Origin of the sequence: Bradyrhizobium sp. Y36 (genome assembly GCF_002531575.1) — a bacterium.
Taxonomy (GTDB): Bacteria; Pseudomonadota; Alphaproteobacteria; order Rhizobiales; family Xanthobacteraceae; genus Bradyrhizobium.
On record NZ_NWTI01000009.1, the window covers coordinates 1 to 21,213 of the forward strand.

Sequence of the window (21,213 nt, forward strand, 5' to 3'; positions counted from 1 at the left end):
CCAATTAGACAGACTGAATCACTGATCCCTCTGCGTCGCAACAGCCGCCTTTTTCAACAGAATCGGTCACAAGCAGACAAATCAGCGGGCGTCGTGGAAAGGCGGCCATGGGCTAAAGGCGGAAATCGGGCGAGGCGCCGCGTGCGAGAATCCGCGCACGCTTTCCACGTTTCCACGCAAACGCCCGGGCCGCGGCCGGGCACGACATCTACAAGACCTTGTGGTGCCCGACGGGCAAAACACGCGAGCGGTGGGGCAATGCCCGCCGCCAAAAATATTCCGCTTTACCGAAATTCGGGAATGGCGTATGTGTCGTGGCATCCCGGCCCAACGAAGAGGGGCGTATCGCGATCGTCACGAACGCGGGCCGGGTGGCGGTGGACGCAGGTGACATCGGCGCGAAAAGTCTTGCAGGGCGGGCAACCGTGAGCGAGACGATCGCGCACACGACCGGTGTCATCGGCGTACGGCGAAATCGTGTGGTCCTGGCGCCCGGGGTCTGTGCGCCAAGTGTTGCGGTGATGCGTGTCGTTCAACCGGACGCGCGCGTCAGCCATCCGCAAGGCGACGGGGGCAATAGTGCAACGCTCCCCGGGGAGAGCACGACATAAGCCGTAAAGCCACTGCGCAGGGAAGGCCGGGATGTCTCCGGTTGCCCTGTTCTCCGCTATGCACGAAGCGCACGCAGTCTGCTCTTGGCATGGCGGTTCATGGGAGCCAACCGGCTCCCGGTCTTCCCTGCGCCCTCGTTCATCAGAGGGTGAAGAGACGAAGCAAAGCTCGGGCGAGAAAAGCCGCGAGGCTGCGAAGCCGTGTCTGCAGGATTGTAGGATGGGTAGAGCAAAGCGAAGCCCATCACCTTTCGTCGACGAGGACGCATGGTGGGTTTCGCAAGGGCTCTACCCATCCTACGAACCGTCTGCAGAGCGAGATGCGAGTTCGAAGGATCGACGCCATCACCACGTCATTGCGAGCGCAGCGAAGCAATGCAGAGTCTGCGACATGGGCTGCGTGTCACAAGCTCGATCTCGTAGGGTGGGCAAAGCGCAAGCGTGCCCACGCTCTGTTGCTTACGGAAGGAGATCGTGGGCACGGCGCTATGCGCCTTTGCCCACCCTACTGCAGCGCCTTCGCGTTGCTGCGCAGAGCCGGGGCCCATGTTACATGCGCGTGCTACGGCCCGCTGGGTCCCGGCTCTGCGCGGCAGTGTAAGAACGCTGCAGCGCGTCCGGGACACGAGACCGTCGTCACCGCGCCCGCGTCGGCCTCACTCCCCCTGAATCCATTCCGCCACCCCGCGCCACAGCGTGTCGCGGTGATCGGGGCGGAAGAAGCCGAAATGGCCTATTGTCTTGGCGCCGACGTCGGACGGCCTCACCGTCAGCACCTCCGGCTTGATCGCGGAGAACCCGCTCGTCAGCAGCTCGACCGCCGGCCGTGTCGCCCAGGGATCGTCGGAAAAGCACAGTGCGCGCAGCTCGCCCTTGAACTTCGTAAAATTTTCCAGCGCCGGCAGTTTTGAATCGAAGAGATAGCGCGGGCTCGAGACCCACTCGGCCCACTGCAGAAAGACGCCCTTGGGCAGATCCTCGCCGACCCCGGCCCAGCCCGGCGCATAGCCGAGCGCATGGACCAGTGGCACGCCGACGAAGTTCATGAAGGCGAAGACGCGATATTTTTCCGGCGAGGTCATCAGCCGCCAGGTCGCCGCCTGCGAGGCCACCAGGGCCGCGCGCGAGATGTCGGTATTGTTTTCGATCAGCCCGAGTGCCTGGCCGCCGAAGGAATGGCCGATATAGGCCAGCGGCAGACCCTGATAGCGCTCGCGCATCCAGCGCACCGCGGCGGTGACGTCCTGCGCAGCCCAGTCCGACATCGAGGCCTTGAAGCCGACCAGCGATTTCGGCTGGTTGTAGCCGACCATCGCCGGCAGACGGGAATCGCCGATGCCGCGATAGTCGTAAGTGAGCACCGCGCAGCCGCGATGGGCGAGGTAGGAGGCAAAGCCGCGATAGATCTTTCGCGGGACGGCGGTCGCCGAGTTGATCAGCACCGCATGGCGCTTGGTGCCGCGCGGCAGGAACAGGGTGCCGCCCAGCCCATACCCGTCGGTCGCCGGGAAGCTGATCTCGTCGATGAAAACGTCGTCCAGTGCCACGTCCATGGGCGGAAGGTATCCCTGCCGGTTTCCTCGCCGTTTCCTAGCAAATGCGAATTTGGCTTTACCCGCAAGGGTTTGCGATGCGAAACGGATTTACAACTGGCGATGTCGTGCCAGCCTGTGTATAAGGCGGCCCTCGCAACCCCCAGATCAGGTTGCACTTTTTTGCTTCACGGAGAGATTGCGATGTCCGAGCGGTGGACGCCCGAGTCCTGGCGCAGCAAGCCGGTGCTACAGGTGCCCGACTATCCCGACGCCAAGGCGCTGGCCGACGTCGAGGCACAGCTTGCGACCTTTCCGCCGCTGGTGTTCGCGGGCGAGGCGCGCAACCTGAAGAAGGCGCTGGCGCGCGTGGCGGCCGGCGAGGCCTTCCTGCTCCAGGGCGGCGACTGCGCCGAGAGCTTTGCCGAGCACGGCGCCAACAACATCCGCGATTTCTTCCGCGTGCTGCTGCAGATGGCGGTGGTGCTGACCTATGCCGGTGCGGTGCCGGTGGTGAAGGTCGGCCGCATCGCCGGCCAGTTCGCAAAGCCGCGATCGTCGCCGACCGAGAAGCTTGATGGCGTCGAGCTGCCGAGCTATCGCGGCGACATCGTCAACGACATCGCCTTCACCAAGGAAGCGCGCGTCCCGGATCCGCAGCGCCAGCTGATGGCCTATCGCCAGTCGGCCGCGACGCTGAACCTGCTGCGCGCCTTCGCCACCGGCGGCTACGCCAATCTCGGCAGCGTGCATCAATGGATGCTCGGCTTCCTCAAGGATTCGCCGCAATCCCGCCGCTACAAGGAGCTGGCCGACCGCATCTCGGATGCGCTCAACTTCATGCGCGCCTGCGGCCTCGATCTCGAAGCCCATCCCGAGCTGCGCGCCACCGATTTCTACACCAGCCACGAGGCGCTGCTGCTCGGCTACGAGCAAGCCATGACCCGCGTCGATTCAACGACGGGCGACTGGTACGCGACCTCCGGCCACATGATCTGGATCGGCGATCGCACCCGCCAGCTCGATCACGGCCACATCGAATATTTCCGCGGCATCAAGAATCCGATCGGGCTCAAATGCGGCCCGTCGCTCAAGCCCGACGAGCTGTTGAAGCTGATCGACGTGCTCAACCCCGACAACGAGGCGGGCCGGCTGACGCTGATCGGCCGCTTCGGCTCGGACAAGGTCGGCGAGCATCTGCCGAACATGATCCGCGCCGTGAAGCGCGAGGGCAGGGCGGTGGTCTGGTCGTGCGATCCCATGCACGGCAACACGATCACCTCCACGTCGGGCTACAAGACGCGCCCCTTCGACCGCATCCTGTCCGAGGTGAAGTCGTTCTTCGCCATCCATGCGGCCGAAGGCACCCATGCCGGCGGCGTGCATTTGGAGATGACCGGCCAGGACGTCACCGAATGCCTCGGCGGCGCCCGTGCGATCACGGACGAAGATCTCAACGACCGCTACCACACGGTCTGCGATCCCCGCCTCAACGCCGAGCAATCCATCGACATGGCTTTCCTGGTCGCAGAGCTCCTCAAGCAGGAGCGCGCCGGCAAGTCCCAGCCGATGCCGGTCGCAGCGGGGCTCTAAGACCTTGCTGCGGATCTGGAAGGCCACGATCAATTCCCGTAACGGTCTGGCCTTTGCGTTCCGATCGGAGCAGGCCGTCCGCGAGGAGATTTTTGCGCTCCTCGTGTCGCTGCCGCTGGCCTGGCTGGTCGGCGCGACCGCGATGCGCGCGGTCGAGCTGGTCTGTTCGGTTGCGTTCGTGCTGACCGTCGAGCTGCTCAACACCGCGATCGAAAAGCTCGCCGACCGGCTGACGATGGATCACGACAAGCAAATCGGCCGGGTCAAGGACATGGGCTCGGCCGCAGTCGGCGTGGCGCTGTTGATGGCCGGTGCGTTCTGGATCTTCGCCATCGTCGAGCGGTTGGGTTTCGTCTAACGCGGATCGAATAGGGGCGGCCATGGCCGAACGTCTCAACGCATTCGCGGTCACGCTCGCCCAGCTCAATCCTGTCATGGGCGACATCGAGGGCAATGCCGCCAAGGTGCGCGCTGCGCGCGCGCAAGCTGTTGCCGACGGTGCCCATCTCGTGCTGTTTCCGGAATTGTTCATCGCCGGCTATCCGCCGGAAGACCTCGTGCAGAAGCCGGCATTCCAGGCGGCCTGCCGCGCTGCGATCGAAGCGCTCGCGCGCGAGACCGCCGATGGCGGGCCGGCCATGCTGGTGGGCACGCCCTGGGTCGAGGACGGCAAGCTCTACAATGCCTGCGCGCTGCTCGACGGTGGCCGCATCGCCGCACTTCGCTTCAAGTGCAACCTGCCGAATTACGGCGTGTTCGACGAGAAGCGGCTGTTTGCGCGCGGCCCTGCCGCGGGGCCCGTGACCGTGCGCGGCGTTCGCATCGGCGTGCCGATCTGCGAGGACATCTGGCTGGAAGAGTCCGAGGACTACGAGAACGTGGTCGAGACGCTGGCCGAGACCGGTGCCGAGATCATCCTGGTCCCGAACGGCTCGCCTTACGCCCGCGACAAGAGCGACGTGCGCCTGTCGGTCGCGGTCGCACGCGTCACCGAGAGCGGCCTGCCGCTGGTCTATCTCAACCAAATCTGCGGCCAGGACGAACTGGTGTTCGACGGCGCCTCCTTTGCGCTCAACGGCGATCTCTCGCTTGCGGCGCAATTGCCGGCGTTCGAGGAAAGCATCGTCACCCTGCGCTTCACCCGCAACGGCGACGACTGGCGCTGCACCGGGCCGATCGCGGAGCAGGTCGAGGGCGACAAGGCCGATTACGCCGCCTGCGTGCTGGGCCTGCGCGACTATGTCGCCAAGAACGGCTTCCCCGGCGTGCTGCTCGGCATCTCCGGTGGCATCGATTCCGCGCTGTGCGCGGCGATCGCCGTCGATGCGCTCGGCGCCGACCAGGTGTACGGCGTGATGCTGCCTTACCGCTACACCGCAGCGCATTCGATCGCGGACGCCGGCGAGCTCGCCGGCCATCTCGGCATCCGCTACGAGGTCTTGCCGATCGCGGAAGCCGTGGGCGGGTTCGAGACCATCCTCTCTGGGCTGTTCAAGAACCTGCCGCCAGATATCACCGAGGAAAATCTCCAGGCCCGCACCCGCGGCACGCTCCTGATGGCGATCTCCAACAAGACCGGTCTGATGGTGGTGACCACAGGCAACAAGTCGGAGATGTCGGTCGGCTACGCCACGCTCTATGGCGACATGAACGGCGGCTTCAACCCGATCAAGGACATCTACAAGACGCAGGTGTTTCGGCTGGCAAGCTTGCGTAACGGCTGGAAGCCGGACGGCGCGCTCGGGCCTGCCGGCGAGGTGATCCCGCCCGACATCATCACGCGGCCGCCGACCGCGGAGCTGCGCGAGAACCAGCGAGATGAGGATTCGCTGCCGCCTTACGAGGTGCTCGACGCCATTCTGCAGGGGCTCATCGAACGCGAGGAGCCGCTCGATCAGATCATCGCCGCCGGCTTCGATCGCGAGACCGTCACCCGCATCGACCATCTGCTCAATGTCGCCGAATACAAGCGCCGCCAGGCCGCGCCCGGCGTGAAGGTGACGGCCAGGAATTTCGGCCGCGACCGCCGCTATCCCATCACCAACCGTTTTCGCGACAGGGGCGAGAAGCTCCCGGCGGCGGACGACACGCTGGTGTCGCGCGGCAGCAAGGCCTCGATCGACGCGTTCGAGGGGTGAGCTGTCAAGGATGCTTGGGGTGAGGGCAGGCGGTCTCGCCCTTCATTCGGCTGTCATCATCCGCGAAGGCGGATGATCCAGTACTCCGCGGCGGACATTGTCGGATACGACATCTGCCACGCGGGACTGGATGCCCCGCCTTCGCGTGGCATGACACTGAGTGCGAGGCGGTGGCTAGCCGCCGCCGCCTATTTCTGCTGCTGCGGCAGGAAGGTCGGGCCGACCGAGCGGATCGGCTTGTTCTCGGAGCTTGCAGCGGTGCCCGCATCCGCAGGCGGCGTTGCGGCCGGTGCAGTCGCAGTCGTCGGCGCGGGAGCCGCGCCCTTTTTGGCGTTTGCAGGCGTGCCCTTGTTGAGCCGCTGCTGCTGCATTTTCTTGGCGCTCTCCTCGGTGACGATGATGTCGCCCTGCTGCTCGGCGGTCGCCTTGTCGTCGGCGGATTTCAGCGCGTCCGCCCAGGTCTGGCCGGCGGCCTTGCAGGAGCAGGACGGGTTGAACTCGCTACGGAATTTGAAAGCGGTCGGCAGCGCCGTGTAGGGCTGGCCGCTGATGGAGACCGCCGAGTTCATGTCTTCGCCGGGATTGCGATGGGTGTAGAGCACGGCTTCCGCGGCCGGGCAGAGCGCCTTGCAGGTCTTCTCGTCGTCGGGGAAGCGCGCCGGCACCGTGGCAAAGGAGACCGGGAAATAGGCGCCGTCGCAGGTGCGCACGCACACGGTGCGGTAGGTGCCGGATTGCGGCCCGAGATCGGAGGGCGGCACGCCTTGAGGATTGCCCGCGTTGTTGCCGCCGAACAGATTGCTCAGGAAGTTGCCGCCGCCTTGCCCTTGCGCAGCATTGGCATATTGCGGGCCGCAGTTGTTCTGCGCCAGCGCCGCCAGCACCGACCGGCGCTGGTTGTCGCGCTCCGGGCTGTAGCCGCCGCCGGCGCCGCCGCGCAGGCGCTCGAGATTGCCGGTGATCTGGTCCAGATTGGCGCGCATCTGCTGGATCTGGGTGTTGACCGGGCCGCATTGGGCGGACTGACCGTTGAACAGCGAGAAGAAGCCGGAGGAGTCGCAGCCCATGCGCTTGGCCTGCATGGTGACGCGGTCGAGCTCGGCCTGCTGCTTGGCCTGGGAATCCTGGTAGCGGCGGATCTGCTCCTCGCGCGCGGGGTCGCCACCGCCGCCACCCCGATCCAGCGCGGCCAGCTGGCCCTCCAGCCGTACGCACATCGGGTTCGGCCCGAGGCCGTTCTGCCCGGGCTGCGGCGGCGGTCCGGGAGGACCGGCCTGAGCAATGGCGCCAGTGGCGAGCACGGCCGTGCTCAAGAGCACGGTGCAGGCAAGGAGGAAGCGAGCACGGGAGAGGGACAGGAATTCAGGCATATCCGCCATTCTAGCGAGGTCACGGCCCAATGTGACTTTCGACGTGACTTTGCAGGGCCGAAGCGCGCCCTCCAATAGCCGCTTCCCGCGGCATCGTCACGTCGTTTCAGGGGCCAAGGGACCGGCCTAAGCTGCGCCAGCTCCGAGCAAATTCAGCGCTGGCAGGTGATTGCGACATATTCGTCGCAATGGCCATGGGAGCAATTTGTGCCGGATTTGGGGACGGAGCCGGTAATTTCGTCGGGATCGACCCGGCGGTAGCTTGATGCCTGGGCAAAATCGCGTGACTGGCAATAGGTGCGCGCGGCGGAGGCGCCGCATTTGTCACCCTTGGCCAGGCAATGGTCGACCGCCTGGTTGGCGATGATGAAGACGCGGCTTTCGGCGAGGGCGCTGGAGGCCGCAAAGATGAGAGCGCTCGAAACGAGCGCGGGCAAGAATCGCATGAAAAAGCACCGGGGGCAAAAAGGGGAACTGCCGGTTCCAGAATGGGCTCAAATGGTTAGGGGATCATGAACCGCCATGACGGGGCGTGCGCCTTGCCGGGCAAAACGGTGCGTTTGCGGGCGCTCTCTTGACGCAGGGGCGCCTTATAGCCCATATGTTCCGCATGAACGGTCTCCTCGCCATTTGCGCCATTTGCCGCGAGATTACGAGCTAGCGATTCGCTGGCTGGAGCCGTCTTTTCTCAGACATTGAGAGCCTCGGACGCCCGGCCGCAAGGGATGGGTTGTCATGGAATTGCGTCTTCACGATACGCTGAGCCGGGAAAAGCGCGCCTTTGTGCCGCTCGATGCGAACAATGTCCGCATGTATGTCTGCGGACCGACCGTCTATGACTTCGCCCATATCGGCAATGCGCGGCCCGTGATCGTGTTCGACGTGCTGTTTCGCCTGCTGCGCCACATCTACGGCGAGACGCACGTCAAATATGTTCGCAACATCACCGACGTCGACGACAAGATCAACGACCGCGCCGCGCGCGACTTTCCCGGGCTGCCGCTGAACGAGGCGATCCGCAAAGTCACCGAGCAGACCGGCAAGCAGTTTCATGCCGACGTCGACGCGCTGGGCGCCCTGCGGCCGAGCGTCGAGCCGCGCGCGACCGAGCATATCGCGGAGATGCGCGAGATCATCGAGCGGCTGGTCAAGGGCGGCTTTGCCTATGTCGCCGAGGACCACGCGCTGTTCTCGCCGCAGGCGATGAACGCAGCCAACTCCTCGCTGCCGCGCTATGGCGCGCTCTCCAATCGCTCGCTGGACGAGATGGTGGCCGGTGCCCGCGTCGATGTCGCGCCCTACAAGAAGGGCAATACCGACTTCGTGCTGTGGAAGCCGTCCAAGCCCGGCGAGCCGTCATGGCCGTCGCCGGCAGGCATCAGGGCGGAGGGACGTCCGGGCTGGCACATCGAGTGCTCGGCGATGGCGTGGAAGCATCTCGGCGAGCATTTCGACATCCACGGCGGCGGTATCGATCTCGTGTTTCCGCATCACGAGAACGAGGTCGCGCAGACCTGCTGCGCCTTCCATCAGCAGCGCATGGCGAACTACTGGATGCACAACGGCTTCCTGCAGGTCGAAAGTGAGAAGATGTCGAAGAGCCTCGGCAACTTCATCACCATCCGCGAATTGCTCAAGGACTGGCCGGGCGAGGTGCTGCGTCTGAACATGTTGAAGACGCATTACCGTTCGCCGATCGACTGGACCATGAAGTCGCTGGAGGAGAGCGCCAAGACGCTCGACGACTGGTATCGCATCGCCGCGGATGCCGAGCCCGGCAAGCCGGCCGCATCCGTGATCGAGCCGCTGCTCGACGATCTCAACACGCCGCTGGCGATCGCGGCGCTGCATGGCCTGCGTGGCGGCGACGTGAGTGCGCTGGCGGGGTCGTTGCGGCTGCTCGGCTTCCTGTCCGAGAGCGCCGGGCAGTGGGAAAGCCGCAAGCAGCAGGCGAGCGGCGTTGACGCCAGCGAGGTCGAGCGCCTGCTCGCGGAGCGAACAGCTGCGCGCGCGCGAAAGGATTTTAGGGAGTCCGACCGCATCCGCGATCTGCTCGCGGCGATGGGCGTTGCGATCAAGGACTCCAAGGACGGAACGACGTGGGAGATTGCGCGATGAAGCGGCCCGACACGCCTTTCCCGCGCCACTGGCTCTATTACATCGCCTTGAAGGTCCTGTTGCTCGGCGCCGCCGTGGCGATCGTGCTGAAACTCTACGGGTTGTGGTGAACACGATGGGACAGACTTTGCCGAAGCCCGGGTTGCGGCCGTTCCTGCCCGATGACGTGCCGGTGCTTGCCGCGATCTTCACCGCCAGCATCGAGGAGCTGACCGCTGACGATTACAGCGAGGCGCAGCAGCGGGCCTGGATGGAAGCGGCCGAGGACGAGGAGTTCGGCAAGCGCCTCGCGGCCGACCTGACCTTGATCGCGACGCTGGAAGGCTCGCCCGTAGGGTTCGCCTCGCTGCGCGGCGCCGATCACATCCGCATGCTCTATGTGCATCCGGCCGTGAGCGGGCAGGGCATCGCCACCGTGCTGGTCGATGCGCTGGAGAAGCTTGCCGGCGGCCGCGGCGCGGCAGCGCTCACGGTCGATGCCAGCGACACCGCGCAGGGCTTCTTCGCCAAGCGCGACTACGTCGCCATGCAGCGCAACAGCATCACGATCAACGACGAGTGGCTTGCCAACACCACGATGAAGAAGACGCTCGGAGCATCGCAATGAGCAAGGAGCGCCTTTATCTGTTCGACACCACGCTGCGCGACGGCGCGCAGACCAACGGGGTCGATTTCACACTGACCGACAAGCAGGTCATCGCCGCGATGCTGGACGATCTCGGCATCGACTACGTCGAGGGCGGTTATCCCGGCGCCAATCCGACCGACACGGAATTCTTCGGCACCAAGCCGAAGCTCAACCATGCGCGCTTCACCGCCTTCGGCATGACGCGCCGGGCCGGGCGCTCGGTCTCCAACGATCCTGGGGTGGCCGGGCTTTTGGAAGCGAAGGCGGACGCGATCTGCTTCGTGGCGAAATCCTCGGCCTATCAGGTGCGCGTCGCGCTGGAGACCACCAAGGAGGAAAACCTCGCCTCGATCCGCGACAGCGTCGCGGCCGCGAAGGCTGCCGGTCGCGAGGTCATGCTCGACTGCGAACATTTCTTCGACGGCTACAAGGAGGATTCCGAGTTTGCGCTCGCCTGTGCCAAGGCCGCCTATGAAGCCGGCGCGCGCTGGGTGGTGCTGTGCGACACCAATGGCGGCACCATGCCTGATGAGGTCGAGGCCATCGTCACCGAGGTGACAAAGCATATCCCCGGCGATCATGTCGGCATCCACGCCCATAACGACACCGAGCAGGCGGTGGCCAATTCGCTCGCCGCGGTGCGCGCCGGCGCGCGGCAGATCCAGGGCACGCTGAACGGCCTTGGCGAGCGCTGCGGCAACGCCAATCTCTGCTCGCTGATTCCGACGCTGAAATTGAAGAAGGGCTTTGCCGAATTCCTCGAGATCGGCGTCACTTCCGAGAAGCTGGCGACGCTGGTCAAGGTCTCGCGCACGCTCGACGACATGCTCAACCGCGTGCCGAACCGGCATGCGGCTTACGTCGGCGAGAGCGCCTTCGTCACCAAGACCGGCATCCATGCGTCCGCGGTGTTGAAGGACCCGCAGACCTACGAGCATGTGCTGCCGGATCTGGTCGGCAATCACCGCAAGGTGCTGGTCTCCGACCAGGCCGGCCGCTCCAACGTCATCGCCGAGCTCGACCGTGCCGGCATTGCGTATGAGAAGAGCGATCCGAAGCTGACGCGCCTCGTCGAGGAGCTGAAGGAGCGCGAGGCCGCCGGCTATGCCTATGAGTCCGCCAACGCCTCGTTCGAGCTCCTGGCGCGCCGCACGCTCGGCAAGGTGCCGCATTATTTCGAGGTCGAACAATTCGACGTCAATGTCGAGCAGCGCTACAACGCGCTGGGCGAGCGCGTCACCGTGGCGCTCGCGGTGGTGAAGGTCGACGTTGCCGGCGAGTATTTGATCTCGGCCGCCGAGGGCAACGGCCCCGTCAACGCGCTCGACGTGGCCATGCGCAAGGATCTCGGCAAGTACCAGAAATACATCGAGGGGCTGAAGCTGATCGACTACCGGGTGCGTATCCTCAACGGCGGCACCGGCGCGGTCACGCGCGTGCTGATCGAGAGCGAGGACGAGAACGGCGACAGATGGACCACGGTCGGCGTGTCCCCGAACATCATCGACGCCTCGTTCCAGGCGCTGATGGATTCGGTGATCTACAAGCTCGTGAAGTCGGGTGCGCCGGCGTAGCCCCACAACGACTGTCATACTCCGCGAAAGCGGAGTATCCAGTACGCCGAGGCTTCTCCGTAACGCCGCAGCTTCTCGGAGTACTGGATCGCCCGGTCAAGCCGGGCGATGGCACCGAGGGTGGGAAAGGGCACGGCACATGATCGACCATATTTCCGTCAGCGTCAGCGATCTCGATCGCGCCGCAAGGTTCTACGAGGCTGCGCTCGCAGCGCTCGGCCTCACGCGCCTCGTCACGCGGCCGCGGACGGTCGGCTTCGGCAAGGCCTATCCCGAGTTCTGGATCAATCTGCGCGAGGCCATGCCGCGCGTGGCGCCCGAAAGCGGCGTCCACATCTGCCTGCGGGCGAGGACGACAAGCGAAGTCGATGCGTTTCACGCCGCAGCGCTCTCCGCCGGCGGCGCCTCGGACGGTGCGCCCGGTATCCGTCCGCACGATCGCGTGCGCTACTACGCGGCGTTCGTCACCGACCCCGACGGCAACCGCATCGAGGCCGTGACGTTTCCGGCAGAGTAGGGCGCTACAGCTTGCGCGCCACTTCGGGTGCGAGATCGCGCTGGCTGTCGGGAATCTGCGCAGCCGCGGCGCGCAGCCGCGGGACGATCTCCTCGACCTTGTCCGCCTTCAGGATATCGACGGAAAGGCCGGCGCGGATGAACTGGGTCTGGCGCATGTGGGAGACCAGAGAGAACAGCGGCTCCCAGAAATTGTCGATGTTGGCGAGCAGCACCGGCTTGGCGTGACGGCCGAGTTGCTGCCAGGTCAGCTGCTCGACCAACTCCTCAAGCGTTCCGAGTCCGCCGGGCAGGGCGACGAAAGCGTCGGAGCGCTCGAACATCAGCCGCTTGCGCTCGTGCATGTCGGGCGTGACGACCATCTCCTGCACCCGCGTCAACGCGTTCTCGCGCATCCGGAGGAAGTCAGGGATGATGCCGGTGACGGTGCCGCCGTGATCCAGCACCGAGGTTGCGACCGCTCCCATCAGGCCGAGCGAGCCGCCGCCGTAGACGAGGCGGATATGGTTGTCCGCCAGCGATTTGCCAAGCGCCTTCGCCGCTTCGATGAAGTTAGGATTGGTTCCGGGGCCGGACCCGCAATAGACACAGACGGTTTTGATCGTGCTCATTGGTGCCATGATGCATTGCAGCGAAGGGGCGTCAAGCCCTTCAGGTGATTCGGATCGTCCGGAAATCTACCGGTAAATGGCGACAAACTATCGACGAATCGCCATCTGGCGGGGTGCGCTCGCCGCCGGAAGCTTCTATATGGACAAGCGAAAACAGTCATTGCAGCGCGCCCGCGCCCGGCGGGCCTCCCAGGTTTCTTGATGAGCCCACCTCATTCGCCCCACGTTCCCGACGTGCCCGATCCCTCGGGCGGGCCGCTCGAGCGGGCCACGTTGATGGGCACGCTGGCACATCTATGGCCCTATATCTGGCCGGGCGACCGCTTCGATCTGAAGATGCGGGTGGTCTGGTCCATGGTGCTGCTGCTCGCCGCCAAGCTGGTCACGCTGACGGTGCCGTTCAGCTTCAAATGGGCGACGGACGCGCTGACCGGCGCCAACACGGCGCCGGTGCAGGCCGACAATTGGCATCTCTGGGTGATCGCCTCGCCGCTGTTGCTGACCGCGAGCTACGGTCTGATGCGCATCCTGATGGCGGTGCTGACGCAATGGCGCGACGGCATCTTCGCGCGCGTCGCCATGCATGCCGTGCGCAAGCTTGCCACCATCACCTTCATCCACATGCACGAGCTCTCGCTGCGCTTTCACCTCGAGCGCAAGACCGGCGGCCTGACGCGCGTGCTCGAGCGCGGCCGCGAGGGCATCGAGGTCATCGTGCGCATGGTGATCCTGCAGCTGATCCCGACCATCGTCGAGGTCTCCTTGCTGATGGCCGTGCTGCTCTGGCAGTTCGACTGGCGCTACGTGGTCGCGACCCTGATCACGGTCACGGTCTACATGTACTACACCTACGTCGCGACCGAGTGGCGGATCGGCATCCGCCGCAGGATGAACGATTCCGACACCGAGGCGAACACCAAGGCGATCGACTCGCTGCTCAACTACGAGACCGTGAAGTATTTCAGCGCCGAGGCGCGCGAGGCGCAGCGCTACGACCGTTCGGTGGCACGCTACGAGGAGTCGAGCATCCAGGCCTATACCTCGCTCGCCGTGCTCAACACCGGCCAGGCCGTGATCTTCACGCTGGGCCTGACCGCGACGATGCTGATGTGCGCGATCGGGGTGCGCAACGGCAGCAACACGGTCGGCGATTTCGTGCTGGTCAACGCCATGATGATCCAGCTCTACCAGCCCCTGAACTTCATGGGCATGGTCTATCGCGAGATCAAGCAGGCGATCATCGACATCGAGAAGATGTTCAGCGTGCTGGGCCGCGAGGCCGAGATCAAGGACATCCCCGACGCCAAGCCGCTGGCCGTCTCCGCCGGCACGGTGCGTTTCGAGGACGTGCGCTTTGCCTATGAGCCGACGCGCCCGATCCTCAAGGGCATCAGCTTCGAAGTGCCGGCCGGCAAGACGGTCGCCATCGTCGGCCCGTCGGGCGCAGGCAAGTCGACCATTTCGCGCCTTCTGTTCCGTCTCTATGACGTCTCCAGCGGCAAGATCTTGATCGACGGCCAGGACATTCGCGCGGTGACGCAGGATTCGCTGCGCGCGTCCATCGGCATGGTCCCGCAGGACACCGTGCTGTTCAACGACACCATCCGCTACAACATCCGTTATGGCCGTTGGGACGCCAGCGACGCCGAAGTCGAGGAGGCCGCGAGCCTCGCGCAGATCGATCATTTCATCCGCATGGCGCCGAAGGGCTACGAGACCCAGGTCGGCGAGCGCGGGCTGAAATTGTCGGGCGGCGAGAAGCAGCGCGTCGCGATCGCGCGCACCGTGCTGAAGGCGCCGCCGATCCTGGTGTTGGACGAGGCGACCTCGGCGCTGGACACCCACACCGAGCACGAGATCCAGGGCGCGCTCGATCGGGTGGCGAAGAACCGCACCTCGCTGGTGATCGCGCACCGGCTATCGACCATCGTCGGGGCCGACGAGATCATCGTGCTGGACCAGGGCCGGATCGCCGAGCGGGGAACCCACGCCAAACTCCTCGCACATGGCGGTCTCTATGCCAGCATGTGGAACAGGCAGCGCGAGGCCGAGGAGGCGCGCGAGAGGCTGGCCAAGATGGCCGACACCAGCGAGGCGCCCAACCGGGAGCCGCCTCCGGTCGATGACGCCCTGACGGCACCTGCGGCGGTGTGACCTTGTCTCCGGTCCCAACTCTGGCCTAAACATCCCCACCGCACGGGGCGACCCGCGCGCCGTCAACCCTTTCAGCGGCAGATAGCGATGTCCATTCTCGATTCGATCCAGCGTCAGATCCCGCCGATTCACAAGGAGGGCTATCCCTTCATCGGCGCCTTTGCGCTGGTCAGCCTCATCCTGTTCTGGCTGTGGTCGCCTCTGGGCTGGATCGGCACGATCCTGACCGTGTGGTGCGCGCTGTTCTTCCGCGATCCCGTGCGCGTGACGCCGGTGCGCGACGGGCTGGTGGTGTCGCCCGCCGACGGTCGCGTCTCGATGATCACCATGGCGCTGCCGCCGGCCGAGCTCGGGCTCGGGGACCGGCCGTTGCCACGCATCTCGGTGTTCATGAGCGTGTTCAATTGTCACGTGAACCGCGCGCCCGTAGCAGGCAGGGTGGACCGCATCGCCTACCGTCCCGGCCTCTTCATCAATGCCGAGCTCGACAAGGCCAGCGAAGATAACGAGCGCAACTCGCTGGTCATCTCGACGCCGACCGCTCGCATCGGCGTGGTTCAGATCGCAGGCCTCGTCGCCAAGCGCATCGTCTGTTTCGTCAGGGAGGGGCAGGCGATCGGCGCCGGCGAGCGTTTCGGTCTGATCCGCTTTGGCTCGCGGCTCGACGTCTATCTGCCTGTGGGTACCAGGGCGCTGGTCTCGGAAGGGCAGACCGCCATCGCCGGCGAGACGATTTTGGCCGATCTTGCCGGCGACGACCCCAGCCGCGCCTTCCGCGCCAATTAACCAATAGTCGGCCTGCGAGCGGGTTCCGCAGCAATGGCGGAGGAGGGCGCGGCTTGCTATATCTCGCCTTGAGGTGAGGACCGCCATGACGCCCTACGATTTGAGAGATCCCGACATACGCCGCCGCCGGTTCCGCCCGATTCCGGTGCGGATGCTGGTGCCCAATGTCATCACGCTGCTGGCGATCTGCGCCGGCCTGACCTCGATCCGGCTGTCGATCGAGGGGCGGATGTCGCTCGCGGTCTATGCCATCGTGTTTGCCGCCGCGCTCGACGGCATCGATGGCCGTATCGCGCGCCTGATCAAGGGCCAGTCGAAGTTCGGCGCTGAGCTCGACAGTCTTGCCGATTTCGTCAATTTCGGCGTCGCGCCCGGGCTGATGCTGTATTTCTGGCAGCTTCACGAGCTCGGCAATGCCGGCTGGATCGCCGCGATGGTGTTCGCGATTTCCGGCGGTCTGCGCCTGGCCCGCTTCAATGCCACCATGGACGATCCGAACAAGCCGGCCTTCGCCGCCAATTTCTTCACTGGCGTGCCGGCGCCGGCCGGCGCGATCACCGTGCTGCTGCCGATCTATGTCGCCTTCCTCGATCTCGGCCGCGCTCCTGCGGCGGTGACGGCGGCCTATACGCTGCTGATCGCCTTCCTGATGGTGTCGCGTCTGCCGGTGTTCTCCGGCAAGACCAAGCGCATGCGCGTGGCGCCCGAGCTGGTGCTGCCGGCCTTCGTTGCGGTAATCGTCTTCATCGCGCTGTTGATCGCCTATCCCTGGCACGTGCTGTCGATCGGCACGGTGCTGTATCTTCTCGCTTTGCCGCTCGGCTACAAATCCTATCGCGATCAGGCACGCGCGATGGAGGCCGCTGCGCCATCGGGAGGCGAGGTCTCGTCGCCGCCCTCGGCGCCGACGCTGGCGAATTTGTCGGAGCCGCCGCACGACGACGACCGGCCCGGACGGCTGCACTGAACGGCGACACGCGGATATCTGCCATGATGGCGTGCCGAGTTGGGTCGAGACCCGATCTCGGCTATATCGCCCTGATGCTGGCGGCATCGCACAATCAACCGCCGCCAATCTGGGAGAGAACGCCGTGACCAATTCCGCGACCGGGCCGCTGCCCGCTTCCGTCCTCGAAGCGCTGGGCCGCTATGACACGCCGACGATCTGCAATGCCATGGAGATCGTGGCGCCCGAGCGTCGGCTGATCGGCTACACCACCAAGCAACTGGTCTGCCCGTTCCCCGATTTGCCGCCGATCGTCGGCTATGCCCGGACGGTTGCGATCCGCTCGGTGCTGAAATCCTCGCTTGCACCCGAAGAGCAGTCGAAGCGCCGCATCGAATATTACGAATATGTCGGCACCGGCCATGGCCCGCGCATCTCGGTGATCCAGGACATCGACGGTCCCGATGTCGGCTACGGTGCGTTCTGGGGTGAGGTGCAGAGCAACGTGCACAAGGCGCTCGGCTGCCTCGGCGTCATCACCGACGGCTCGATCCGCGACATCCCGCAATGGGCGCCGGGCTTCCAGGCGCTGGCCGGCTCGATCGGCCCGTCGCATGCCTGGGTGCATGCCGAGAGCTTCGGCGGCGAGGTGCGCGTCGCCGGCATGACCGTGAGGTCGGACGACCTGATTCACGCCGACCAGCACGGCGCCATCGTGATCCCGCACGACATCGCCGCCAAGCTCCCCGAGGCCGCCGAGCTCTGTGGCCGCCGCGAGACGCCGATCCTCGAGATCGCGCGGAGCCCCGACTTCTCGCTGGAGAAGCTGAAGGCCGCGCTGAAGCGGTCGGCGGAGATCCACTGAAGCTTACGGCGATGACGCCGGTCGCGAGCTGCCTTGTTCGGTCAGGAACAGGGCAGCCTGGTCCGGCTCTCCGAACATCGCGGCGGCGCATCCGATCAGGGTGAAGCCGCCGGCCAGATCCCACAGGGTAATGTCATCGGGGCTGTCGGCGCTGTGGATCAACCGCGCTGCGCTGGCGGCGAAAGCGGCCTCGACAAAGAGCAGGGCGCTGAACGCCGGCAGGACGAGCTCCGGCTCCAGCAGATGGATCGCCAGCACCGCCGGCAACGCGGTGAGAACACTGAACAGCGTCAACATTGCAAATCGCTCCCGCGATCGAGCCTGCCGCAGGGCTGCAAAATAGCAGATCACCCATCGTTTCGCCCGTGGCGCAGGGCCGCAGTCGTTCGCGGACTGGCGGTCTCAGCGAAGACGCATTAGGCTTCCAGCCTGCTCAATCTGTTGCCGGCGCATGAGAGCCGGCGGTGTGGAATGTCGTGACACGCAAGGCAAATCGTTTCTTCAGGAGCGTCTGGCGGTTCAACGCAATTGTGCTTGCGGGCGCCCTGGTGGTCTTCATTTTTCTGGCCGCTTCGCTCGCATGGTCGCTGTTTGGCGAGACGACGCGGACGCGCCGCGTGACCAACGTGGTCAATGTTGGCGAGCAGGAAAAAGTCTCGGAGGAATTCTCGCTGGGAACGCCCTATGTTCTCGTCGGGACACCCTATGTGCGCGTCGCGCTGGTCCGCGGGCAAGCCTACGCTGGATCCTACTCCTTGAAGCGCTCGGAGCAGAACACCGTCAATTATCTCTTCATGAACGCTTCGAACGGCGAGGTGCGGTGGTTGTTCGACCGTGCCAATCAGTTGATTATCGAAGGCCAGGTGGTATTCGACAAGGCGAAGATCACCGACAATTCGCGTAGCGTCGTCGGGTTGCTCTACGTGATCGTCGACAGGGATACGAACGGCGACAATCGCTTGACCGAAAGGGATGCGGTGTCCGTGGCCACGAGCGATCTCGACGGGACCAATTACCGGAAGCTGATCGAGGGCATCGAGCAGCTCTACTCGGTGCACCAGATCACGGACGACAAGGTCTTGGTCTTGTACCAGAAGGACAAGCAGAGCTTCTCGCAGCTGTACAGCCTTCCCAGCATGCAGCCGCTCAAGCAGGCGATCATACCCAAGGTCGGCCTGAACTGAGGTCAGGTTTCCGTACGACGACGTTGTGGTTCCGAACTGAAATGTCCGAACCTCGGTTCCGTTCCCGCCAGCAGCCGCTGAATGTTAGCGCGATGGCGCACGATCACATAGATGCCACCTGCAATGACCAGCAATCGGTAAGGCAATGGTTGCTCGAGGATGCAGACGAGGGCGATCGCCGTCAGCGCGGCCAGGATCGAGCCCAGCGACACAATGCGAGAAATGGCGAGTGCAATGGCAAAAGCGATTGCGGCGCCGAGGCCGACCGGCCACGACATCGCCAGCAGAACACCGAGCCCGGTCGCCGCGGACTTGCCGCCCGTAAAATTCAGCCAGATCGAAAGGGCGTGCCCGAGCAATGCGACAAGTCCGGAAAGGCACACGGCCCAGTCGATCCAGCTTTGCGGATCGAGCGCGGCCGGCACCGTGCCTGATGGCAATGTGAAGACCCAACCAAAGAACCAGCGCGCAAACACGATCGCCGCGGCACCCTTCATCACATCGATCAGAAGCACCACCAGCGCGGGCCATTTTCCCAGGGTGCGCAACACGTTCGTCGCGCCGGTGGATTTCGAGCCGTGCTCACGGATATCGATGCCACGAAGCAGCTTCCCGGCGAGATAGCCCGTTGGCACAGAGCCGAAGAGATAAGCGACGGCCAGTCCAAACGCGCTCGCTGACCAGAAAATCATGGAGACCACCTCGGCGTCATTCTATCAGGCGTCATCGTCCGGTGCCCCCAATCATGGTTAGCAAAGCGTTGAAATTCCAGTCGGCCGTCGGCAAAGCTGGCCTCATCCCGATGCGCCGCGCCGGTGTTGTGGGCCGGCTCAACTTAACCTTTACGCGGCTTTAAGGGCGGCGCTCTAGGGTTTCCGATGCGGTTCGGGGTTGGGCCGCGCCAGCGGCCAGGACGGCCGTTGTTGCGTACGCGTTGGAGTATCCTATGGATATCATGACGAGCGTCGGGCTCACGGCGGGCATCATCGTCATCACCGCAATGATCTTCATGGGTGGCGACCTTCACATGTTCATCTCCGAACATGCGATGATCATCATCTTCGGCGGCTCGATCTCCGCCACCATGATCCGCTTTCCGCTCTCGGCGCTCCTGCACGGCCTTCCGCTCGGCGCCAAGTTCGCCTTCACCATGAGCCGACTGTCGGCGCACGACCTCGTCGACGAACTCGCCCGCATCGCCGAGATCGCCCGCAAGCAGGGCCCGGTCGGCCTCGAAAAGGTCGAGACAGACGAGCCGTTCCTCGCCAAGGGCATCCGCTACGTCGCCGACGGTTACGACCTCGACTTCATCCGCGACAATCTCGAGCGCGACCGCGACAACTTCCTGATGCACCTCGACGAGGGCAGCAAGATCTACCGCGCCATCGGCGACTGCGCCCCGGCGTTCGGTATGATCGGCACCCTGATCGGCATGGTGCAGATGTTCGCCAATATGACCGACCCCTCCAAGCTCGGCCCGTTCATGGCGACCGCGCTGCTCGCCACGCTCTACGGCGCGCTGGTCGCGAACCTGTTCTGTCTGCCGATCGCCGACAAGCTGCACGGCAAGCTGCTGGACGAGGAGACCAACCGCACCCTGATCATCGACGGCATCCTGATGATCCGCGACTCCAAGAGCCCGACGCTCGTGCGCGAAATGCTGCTGGCCTACCTGCCGGAGAAGCATCGTCACGCCGAGGGCGAGCCGGTGCCGGCGTAAGCCGCCCGCCGGGATCTGAGACATGGCCAAGAAGAAACGCGGCGATGCGCATGGAGGCGGTCACGGCTGGTTCGTGACCTTCGCCGATCTCATGGGCCTGATGATGAGCTTCTTCGTGATGCTCGTGGCGTTCTCGACCCAGGACGCCAACAAGCTGAAGATCGTCGCCGGCTCGATGCGCGACGCCTTCGGCGTGCAGAGCGAAGCGCGCTATGCCGGCATCGTGGAATCCGACGGTTTGCCGACCCGCCCGCGGCTGAAGAACGTCGACCATATCCAGCCCGAGGATGCCTCCAACACGCCGACCCCGGACCAGGAAGATCGCGACAAGACGTCGGGCGCGAAGATCAAGGTCGACCGCAATTTCGCGCTCGCCGCGGCCTCGCTGCGTCAGGCCTTGCAGGACATGCCGGAGCTGACCGAGATGTCCAAGCACATCATGTTCGAGGAGACCAAGCAGGGCCTCAACCTCGAGATCGTCGACCAGGACGGCCGCTCGATGTTCGCCGACGGCTCCAAGGTGCCCTATGACCGCACCCGCCGCCTGGTCGAGAAGCTCGCGATCCCGCTCAAGGCCACGCCGCTCCGCGTCTCCATCGCCGGCCACACCGCAGCCGGCTTCGTGCCGAACCGCAGCGACTACGGCGCCTTCGACCTGTCGGCCGACCGCGCCAACGCCGTGCGTCAGATCCTCGAACGCGAGGGCCTGCCGCCGTCGCATATTTTCGCCGTCTCCGGCAAGGCGGACACCCAGCCGCTGTTTCCGGACGATCCTTCGCTCGCGGCCAACCGGCGGGTGACCATCACCCTGATGCGCGAGGATCCGCCGCTGCCGCCGAATCTGAAGCCGTGAGCGTCACCCGGCAC

General features: G+C 64.9%; 20 protein-coding genes. 14 read left to right on the forward strand and 6 right to left on the reverse strand.

Annotated elements, in window-relative coordinates; translation table 11 throughout:
* Positions 1 to 1,267: 1,267 nt before the first annotated feature.
* Positions 1,268 to 2,164 (reverse strand): alpha/beta hydrolase family protein, encoded by an 897-nt coding sequence (locus CO669_RS17100; protein ID WP_097660978.1) that lies wholly within the window; start codon positions 2,162 to 2,164, stop codon positions 1,268 to 1,270.
* A gap of 183 nt (positions 2,165 to 2,347) precedes the next feature.
* Here CO669_RS17100 and CO669_RS17105 point away from each other — a divergent pair, with 183 nt between their 5' ends.
* From CO669_RS17105 to CO669_RS17115, 3 genes are read left to right on the forward strand one after another with little or no spacing between them, the layout of a single operon-like run.
* Positions 2,348 to 3,736, forward strand: coding sequence for a class II 3-deoxy-7-phosphoheptulonate synthase (locus CO669_RS17105; RefSeq protein WP_097660979.1), 1,389 nt, complete (start codon positions 2,348 to 2,350; stop codon positions 3,734 to 3,736).
* 4 nt (positions 3,737 to 3,740) lie between these two features.
* Positions 3,741 to 4,094 carry a diacylglycerol kinase gene (locus tag CO669_RS17110; protein WP_097660980.1) on the forward strand — a complete coding sequence of 118 codons (354 nt, stop codon included), beginning with the start codon at positions 3,741 to 3,743 and terminating at the stop codon, positions 4,092 to 4,094.
* A 22-nt stretch (positions 4,095 to 4,116) separates the two neighbouring features.
* Positions 4,117 to 5,874, forward strand: coding sequence for an NAD+ synthase (locus tag CO669_RS17115; RefSeq protein ID WP_097660981.1), 1,758 nt, complete (start codon positions 4,117 to 4,119; stop codon positions 5,872 to 5,874).
* A gap of 188 nt (positions 5,875 to 6,062) precedes the next feature.
* Here CO669_RS17115 and CO669_RS17120 read toward each other — a convergent pair whose 3' ends face one another.
* Both CO669_RS17120 and CO669_RS17125 read right to left on the reverse strand, forming a co-directional pair.
* Complete coding sequence (locus CO669_RS17120; protein ID WP_097660982.1) at positions 6,063 to 7,253, reverse strand: DUF2865 domain-containing protein; 1,191 nt, start codon at positions 7,251 to 7,253, stop codon at positions 6,063 to 6,065.
* A gap of 143 nt (positions 7,254 to 7,396) precedes the next feature.
* On the reverse strand, positions 7,397 to 7,690 hold the full coding sequence (locus CO669_RS17125) for a hypothetical protein (protein ID WP_097660983.1): 294 nt from the start codon (positions 7,688 to 7,690) through the stop codon (positions 7,397 to 7,399).
* A gap of 289 nt (positions 7,691 to 7,979) precedes the next feature.
* Between CO669_RS17125 and cysS the strand changes: the two genes are divergently transcribed.
* The 4 genes from cysS (at position 7,980) to CO669_RS17145 (ending at position 12,081) form a co-directional block, all read left to right on the forward strand.
* On the forward strand, positions 7,980 to 9,362 hold the full coding sequence (cysS, locus tag CO669_RS17130) for a cysteine--tRNA ligase (protein ID WP_097660984.1): 1,383 nt from the start codon (positions 7,980 to 7,982) through the stop codon (positions 9,360 to 9,362).
* Between the two features lie 115 nt (positions 9,363 to 9,477).
* On the forward strand, positions 9,478 to 9,969 hold the full coding sequence (locus CO669_RS17135) for a GNAT family N-acetyltransferase (protein ID WP_198964072.1): 492 nt from the start codon (positions 9,478 to 9,480) through the stop codon (positions 9,967 to 9,969).
* Complete coding sequence (gene cimA, locus CO669_RS17140) at positions 9,966 to 11,564, forward strand: citramalate synthase (RefSeq protein ID WP_097660986.1); 1,599 nt, start codon at positions 9,966 to 9,968, stop codon at positions 11,562 to 11,564. Before CO669_RS17135 ends, cimA begins: the two co-directional genes overlap by 4 nt.
* Before the next feature lie 139 nt (positions 11,565 to 11,703).
* Positions 11,704 to 12,081, forward strand: a complete 378-nt coding sequence (locus CO669_RS17145; RefSeq protein ID WP_097660987.1) for a VOC family protein — start codon at positions 11,704 to 11,706, stop codon at positions 12,079 to 12,081.
* Positions 12,082 to 12,085: 4 nt separating this feature from the next.
* Here the strand turns inward: CO669_RS17145 and CO669_RS17150 are convergent, their stop codons facing one another.
* Positions 12,086 to 12,691 carry an LOG family protein gene (locus CO669_RS17150; protein ID WP_198964073.1) on the reverse strand — a complete coding sequence of 202 codons (606 nt, stop codon included), beginning with the start codon at positions 12,689 to 12,691 and terminating at the stop codon, positions 12,086 to 12,088.
* 201 nt (positions 12,692 to 12,892) lie between these two features.
* Here CO669_RS17150 and CO669_RS17155 point away from each other — a divergent pair, with 201 nt between their 5' ends.
* The 4 genes from CO669_RS17155 (at position 12,893) to CO669_RS17170 (ending at position 17,442) form a co-directional block, all read left to right on the forward strand.
* The gene (locus tag CO669_RS17155) at positions 12,893 to 14,845 is read left to right on the forward strand and encodes an ABCB family ABC transporter ATP-binding protein/permease (RefSeq protein WP_097661199.1); all 1,953 of its coding nucleotides are present in this window, start codon (positions 12,893 to 12,895) and stop codon (positions 14,843 to 14,845) included.
* Positions 14,846 to 14,926: 81 nt separating this feature from the next.
* Positions 14,927 to 15,631, forward strand: coding sequence for a phosphatidylserine decarboxylase (locus tag CO669_RS17160; protein ID WP_283806795.1), 705 nt, complete (start codon positions 14,927 to 14,929; stop codon positions 15,629 to 15,631).
* 85 nt (positions 15,632 to 15,716) lie between these two features.
* A complete protein-coding gene (locus CO669_RS17165) occupies positions 15,717 to 16,598 on the forward strand; it encodes a CDP-alcohol phosphatidyltransferase family protein (protein ID WP_097660990.1) in 882 nt (293 codons plus the stop codon).
* A 124-nt stretch (positions 16,599 to 16,722) separates the two neighbouring features.
* Complete coding sequence (locus CO669_RS17170) at positions 16,723 to 17,442, forward strand: RraA family protein (RefSeq protein WP_097660991.1); 720 nt, start codon at positions 16,723 to 16,725, stop codon at positions 17,440 to 17,442.
* A 3-nt stretch (positions 17,443 to 17,445) separates the two neighbouring features.
* On the opposite strand, the gene CO669_RS17175 is transcribed toward CO669_RS17170, so the two are convergent.
* On the reverse strand, positions 17,446 to 17,739 hold the full coding sequence (locus CO669_RS17175; protein ID WP_097660992.1) for a hypothetical protein: 294 nt from the start codon (positions 17,737 to 17,739) through the stop codon (positions 17,446 to 17,448).
* Positions 17,740 to 17,906: 167 nt separating this feature from the next.
* Between CO669_RS17175 and CO669_RS17180 the strand changes: the two genes are divergently transcribed.
* The gene (locus CO669_RS17180; protein WP_097660993.1) at positions 17,907 to 18,626 is read left to right on the forward strand and encodes a hypothetical protein; all 720 of its coding nucleotides are present in this window, start codon (positions 17,907 to 17,909) and stop codon (positions 18,624 to 18,626) included.
* A 2-nt stretch (positions 18,627 to 18,628) separates the two neighbouring features.
* Here the strand turns inward: CO669_RS17180 and plsY are convergent, their stop codons facing one another.
* Entirely contained in the window at positions 18,629 to 19,318 is a 690-nt protein-coding gene (plsY, locus tag CO669_RS17185; RefSeq protein ID WP_097660994.1) for a glycerol-3-phosphate 1-O-acyltransferase PlsY, read from the reverse strand.
* Positions 19,319 to 19,572: 254 nt separating this feature from the next.
* Between plsY and CO669_RS17190 the strand changes: the two genes are divergently transcribed.
* Both CO669_RS17190 and CO669_RS17195 read left to right on the forward strand, forming a co-directional pair.
* Positions 19,573 to 20,346 (forward strand): motility protein A, encoded by a 774-nt coding sequence (locus CO669_RS17190; RefSeq protein WP_063195489.1) that lies wholly within the window; start codon positions 19,573 to 19,575, stop codon positions 20,344 to 20,346.
* Between the two features lie 22 nt (positions 20,347 to 20,368).
* Positions 20,369 to 21,199, forward strand: coding sequence for an OmpA/MotB family protein (locus CO669_RS17195; protein ID WP_063195488.1), 831 nt, complete (start codon positions 20,369 to 20,371; stop codon positions 21,197 to 21,199).
* The last annotated feature ends 14 nt before the right edge of the window (positions 21,200 to 21,213 follow it).

What these genes read in the sequence shown, in the direction of transcription:
- CO669_RS17155 (WP_097661199.1), top strand. Translation starts at nt 12,893, where the DNA reads ATGAGCCCACCTCATTCGCCCCACGTTCCCGACGTGCCCGATCCCTCG.
- CO669_RS17120 (WP_097660982.1), bottom strand. Translation starts at nt 7,253, where the DNA reads ATGGCGGATATGCCTGAATTCCTGTCCCTCTCCCGTGCTCGCTTCCTC.
- cimA (WP_097660986.1), top strand. Translation starts at nt 9,966, where the DNA reads ATGAGCAAGGAGCGCCTTTATCTGTTCGACACCACGCTGCGCGACGGC.
- CO669_RS17195 (WP_063195488.1), top strand. Translation starts at nt 20,369, where the DNA reads ATGGCCAAGAAGAAACGCGGCGATGCGCATGGAGGCGGTCACGGCTGG.
- CO669_RS17115 (WP_097660981.1), top strand. Translation starts at nt 4,117, where the DNA reads ATGGCCGAACGTCTCAACGCATTCGCGGTCACGCTCGCCCAGCTCAAT.
- cysS (WP_097660984.1), top strand. Translation starts at nt 7,980, where the DNA reads ATGGAATTGCGTCTTCACGATACGCTGAGCCGGGAAAAGCGCGCCTTT.
- CO669_RS17190 (WP_063195489.1), top strand. Translation starts at nt 19,573, where the DNA reads ATGGATATCATGACGAGCGTCGGGCTCACGGCGGGCATCATCGTCATC.
- CO669_RS17105 (WP_097660979.1), top strand. Translation starts at nt 2,348, where the DNA reads ATGTCCGAGCGGTGGACGCCCGAGTCCTGGCGCAGCAAGCCGGTGCTA.
- plsY (WP_097660994.1), bottom strand. Translation starts at nt 19,318, where the DNA reads ATGATTTTCTGGTCAGCGAGCGCGTTTGGACTGGCCGTCGCTTATCTC.
- CO669_RS17125 (WP_097660983.1), bottom strand. Translation starts at nt 7,690, where the DNA reads ATGCGATTCTTGCCCGCGCTCGTTTCGAGCGCTCTCATCTTTGCGGCC.
- CO669_RS17165 (WP_097660990.1), top strand. Translation starts at nt 15,717, where the DNA reads ATGACGCCCTACGATTTGAGAGATCCCGACATACGCCGCCGCCGGTTC.
- CO669_RS17175 (WP_097660992.1), bottom strand. Translation starts at nt 17,739, where the DNA reads ATGTTGACGCTGTTCAGTGTTCTCACCGCGTTGCCGGCGGTGCTGGCG.
- CO669_RS17100 (WP_097660978.1), bottom strand. Translation starts at nt 2,164, where the DNA reads ATGGACGTGGCACTGGACGACGTTTTCATCGACGAGATCAGCTTCCCG.
- CO669_RS17145 (WP_097660987.1), top strand. Translation starts at nt 11,704, where the DNA reads ATGATCGACCATATTTCCGTCAGCGTCAGCGATCTCGATCGCGCCGCA.
- CO669_RS17150 (WP_198964073.1), bottom strand. Translation starts at nt 12,691, where the DNA reads ATGAGCACGATCAAAACCGTCTGTGTCTATTGCGGGTCCGGCCCCGGA.
- CO669_RS17135 (WP_198964072.1), top strand. Translation starts at nt 9,478, where the DNA reads ATGGGACAGACTTTGCCGAAGCCCGGGTTGCGGCCGTTCCTGCCCGAT.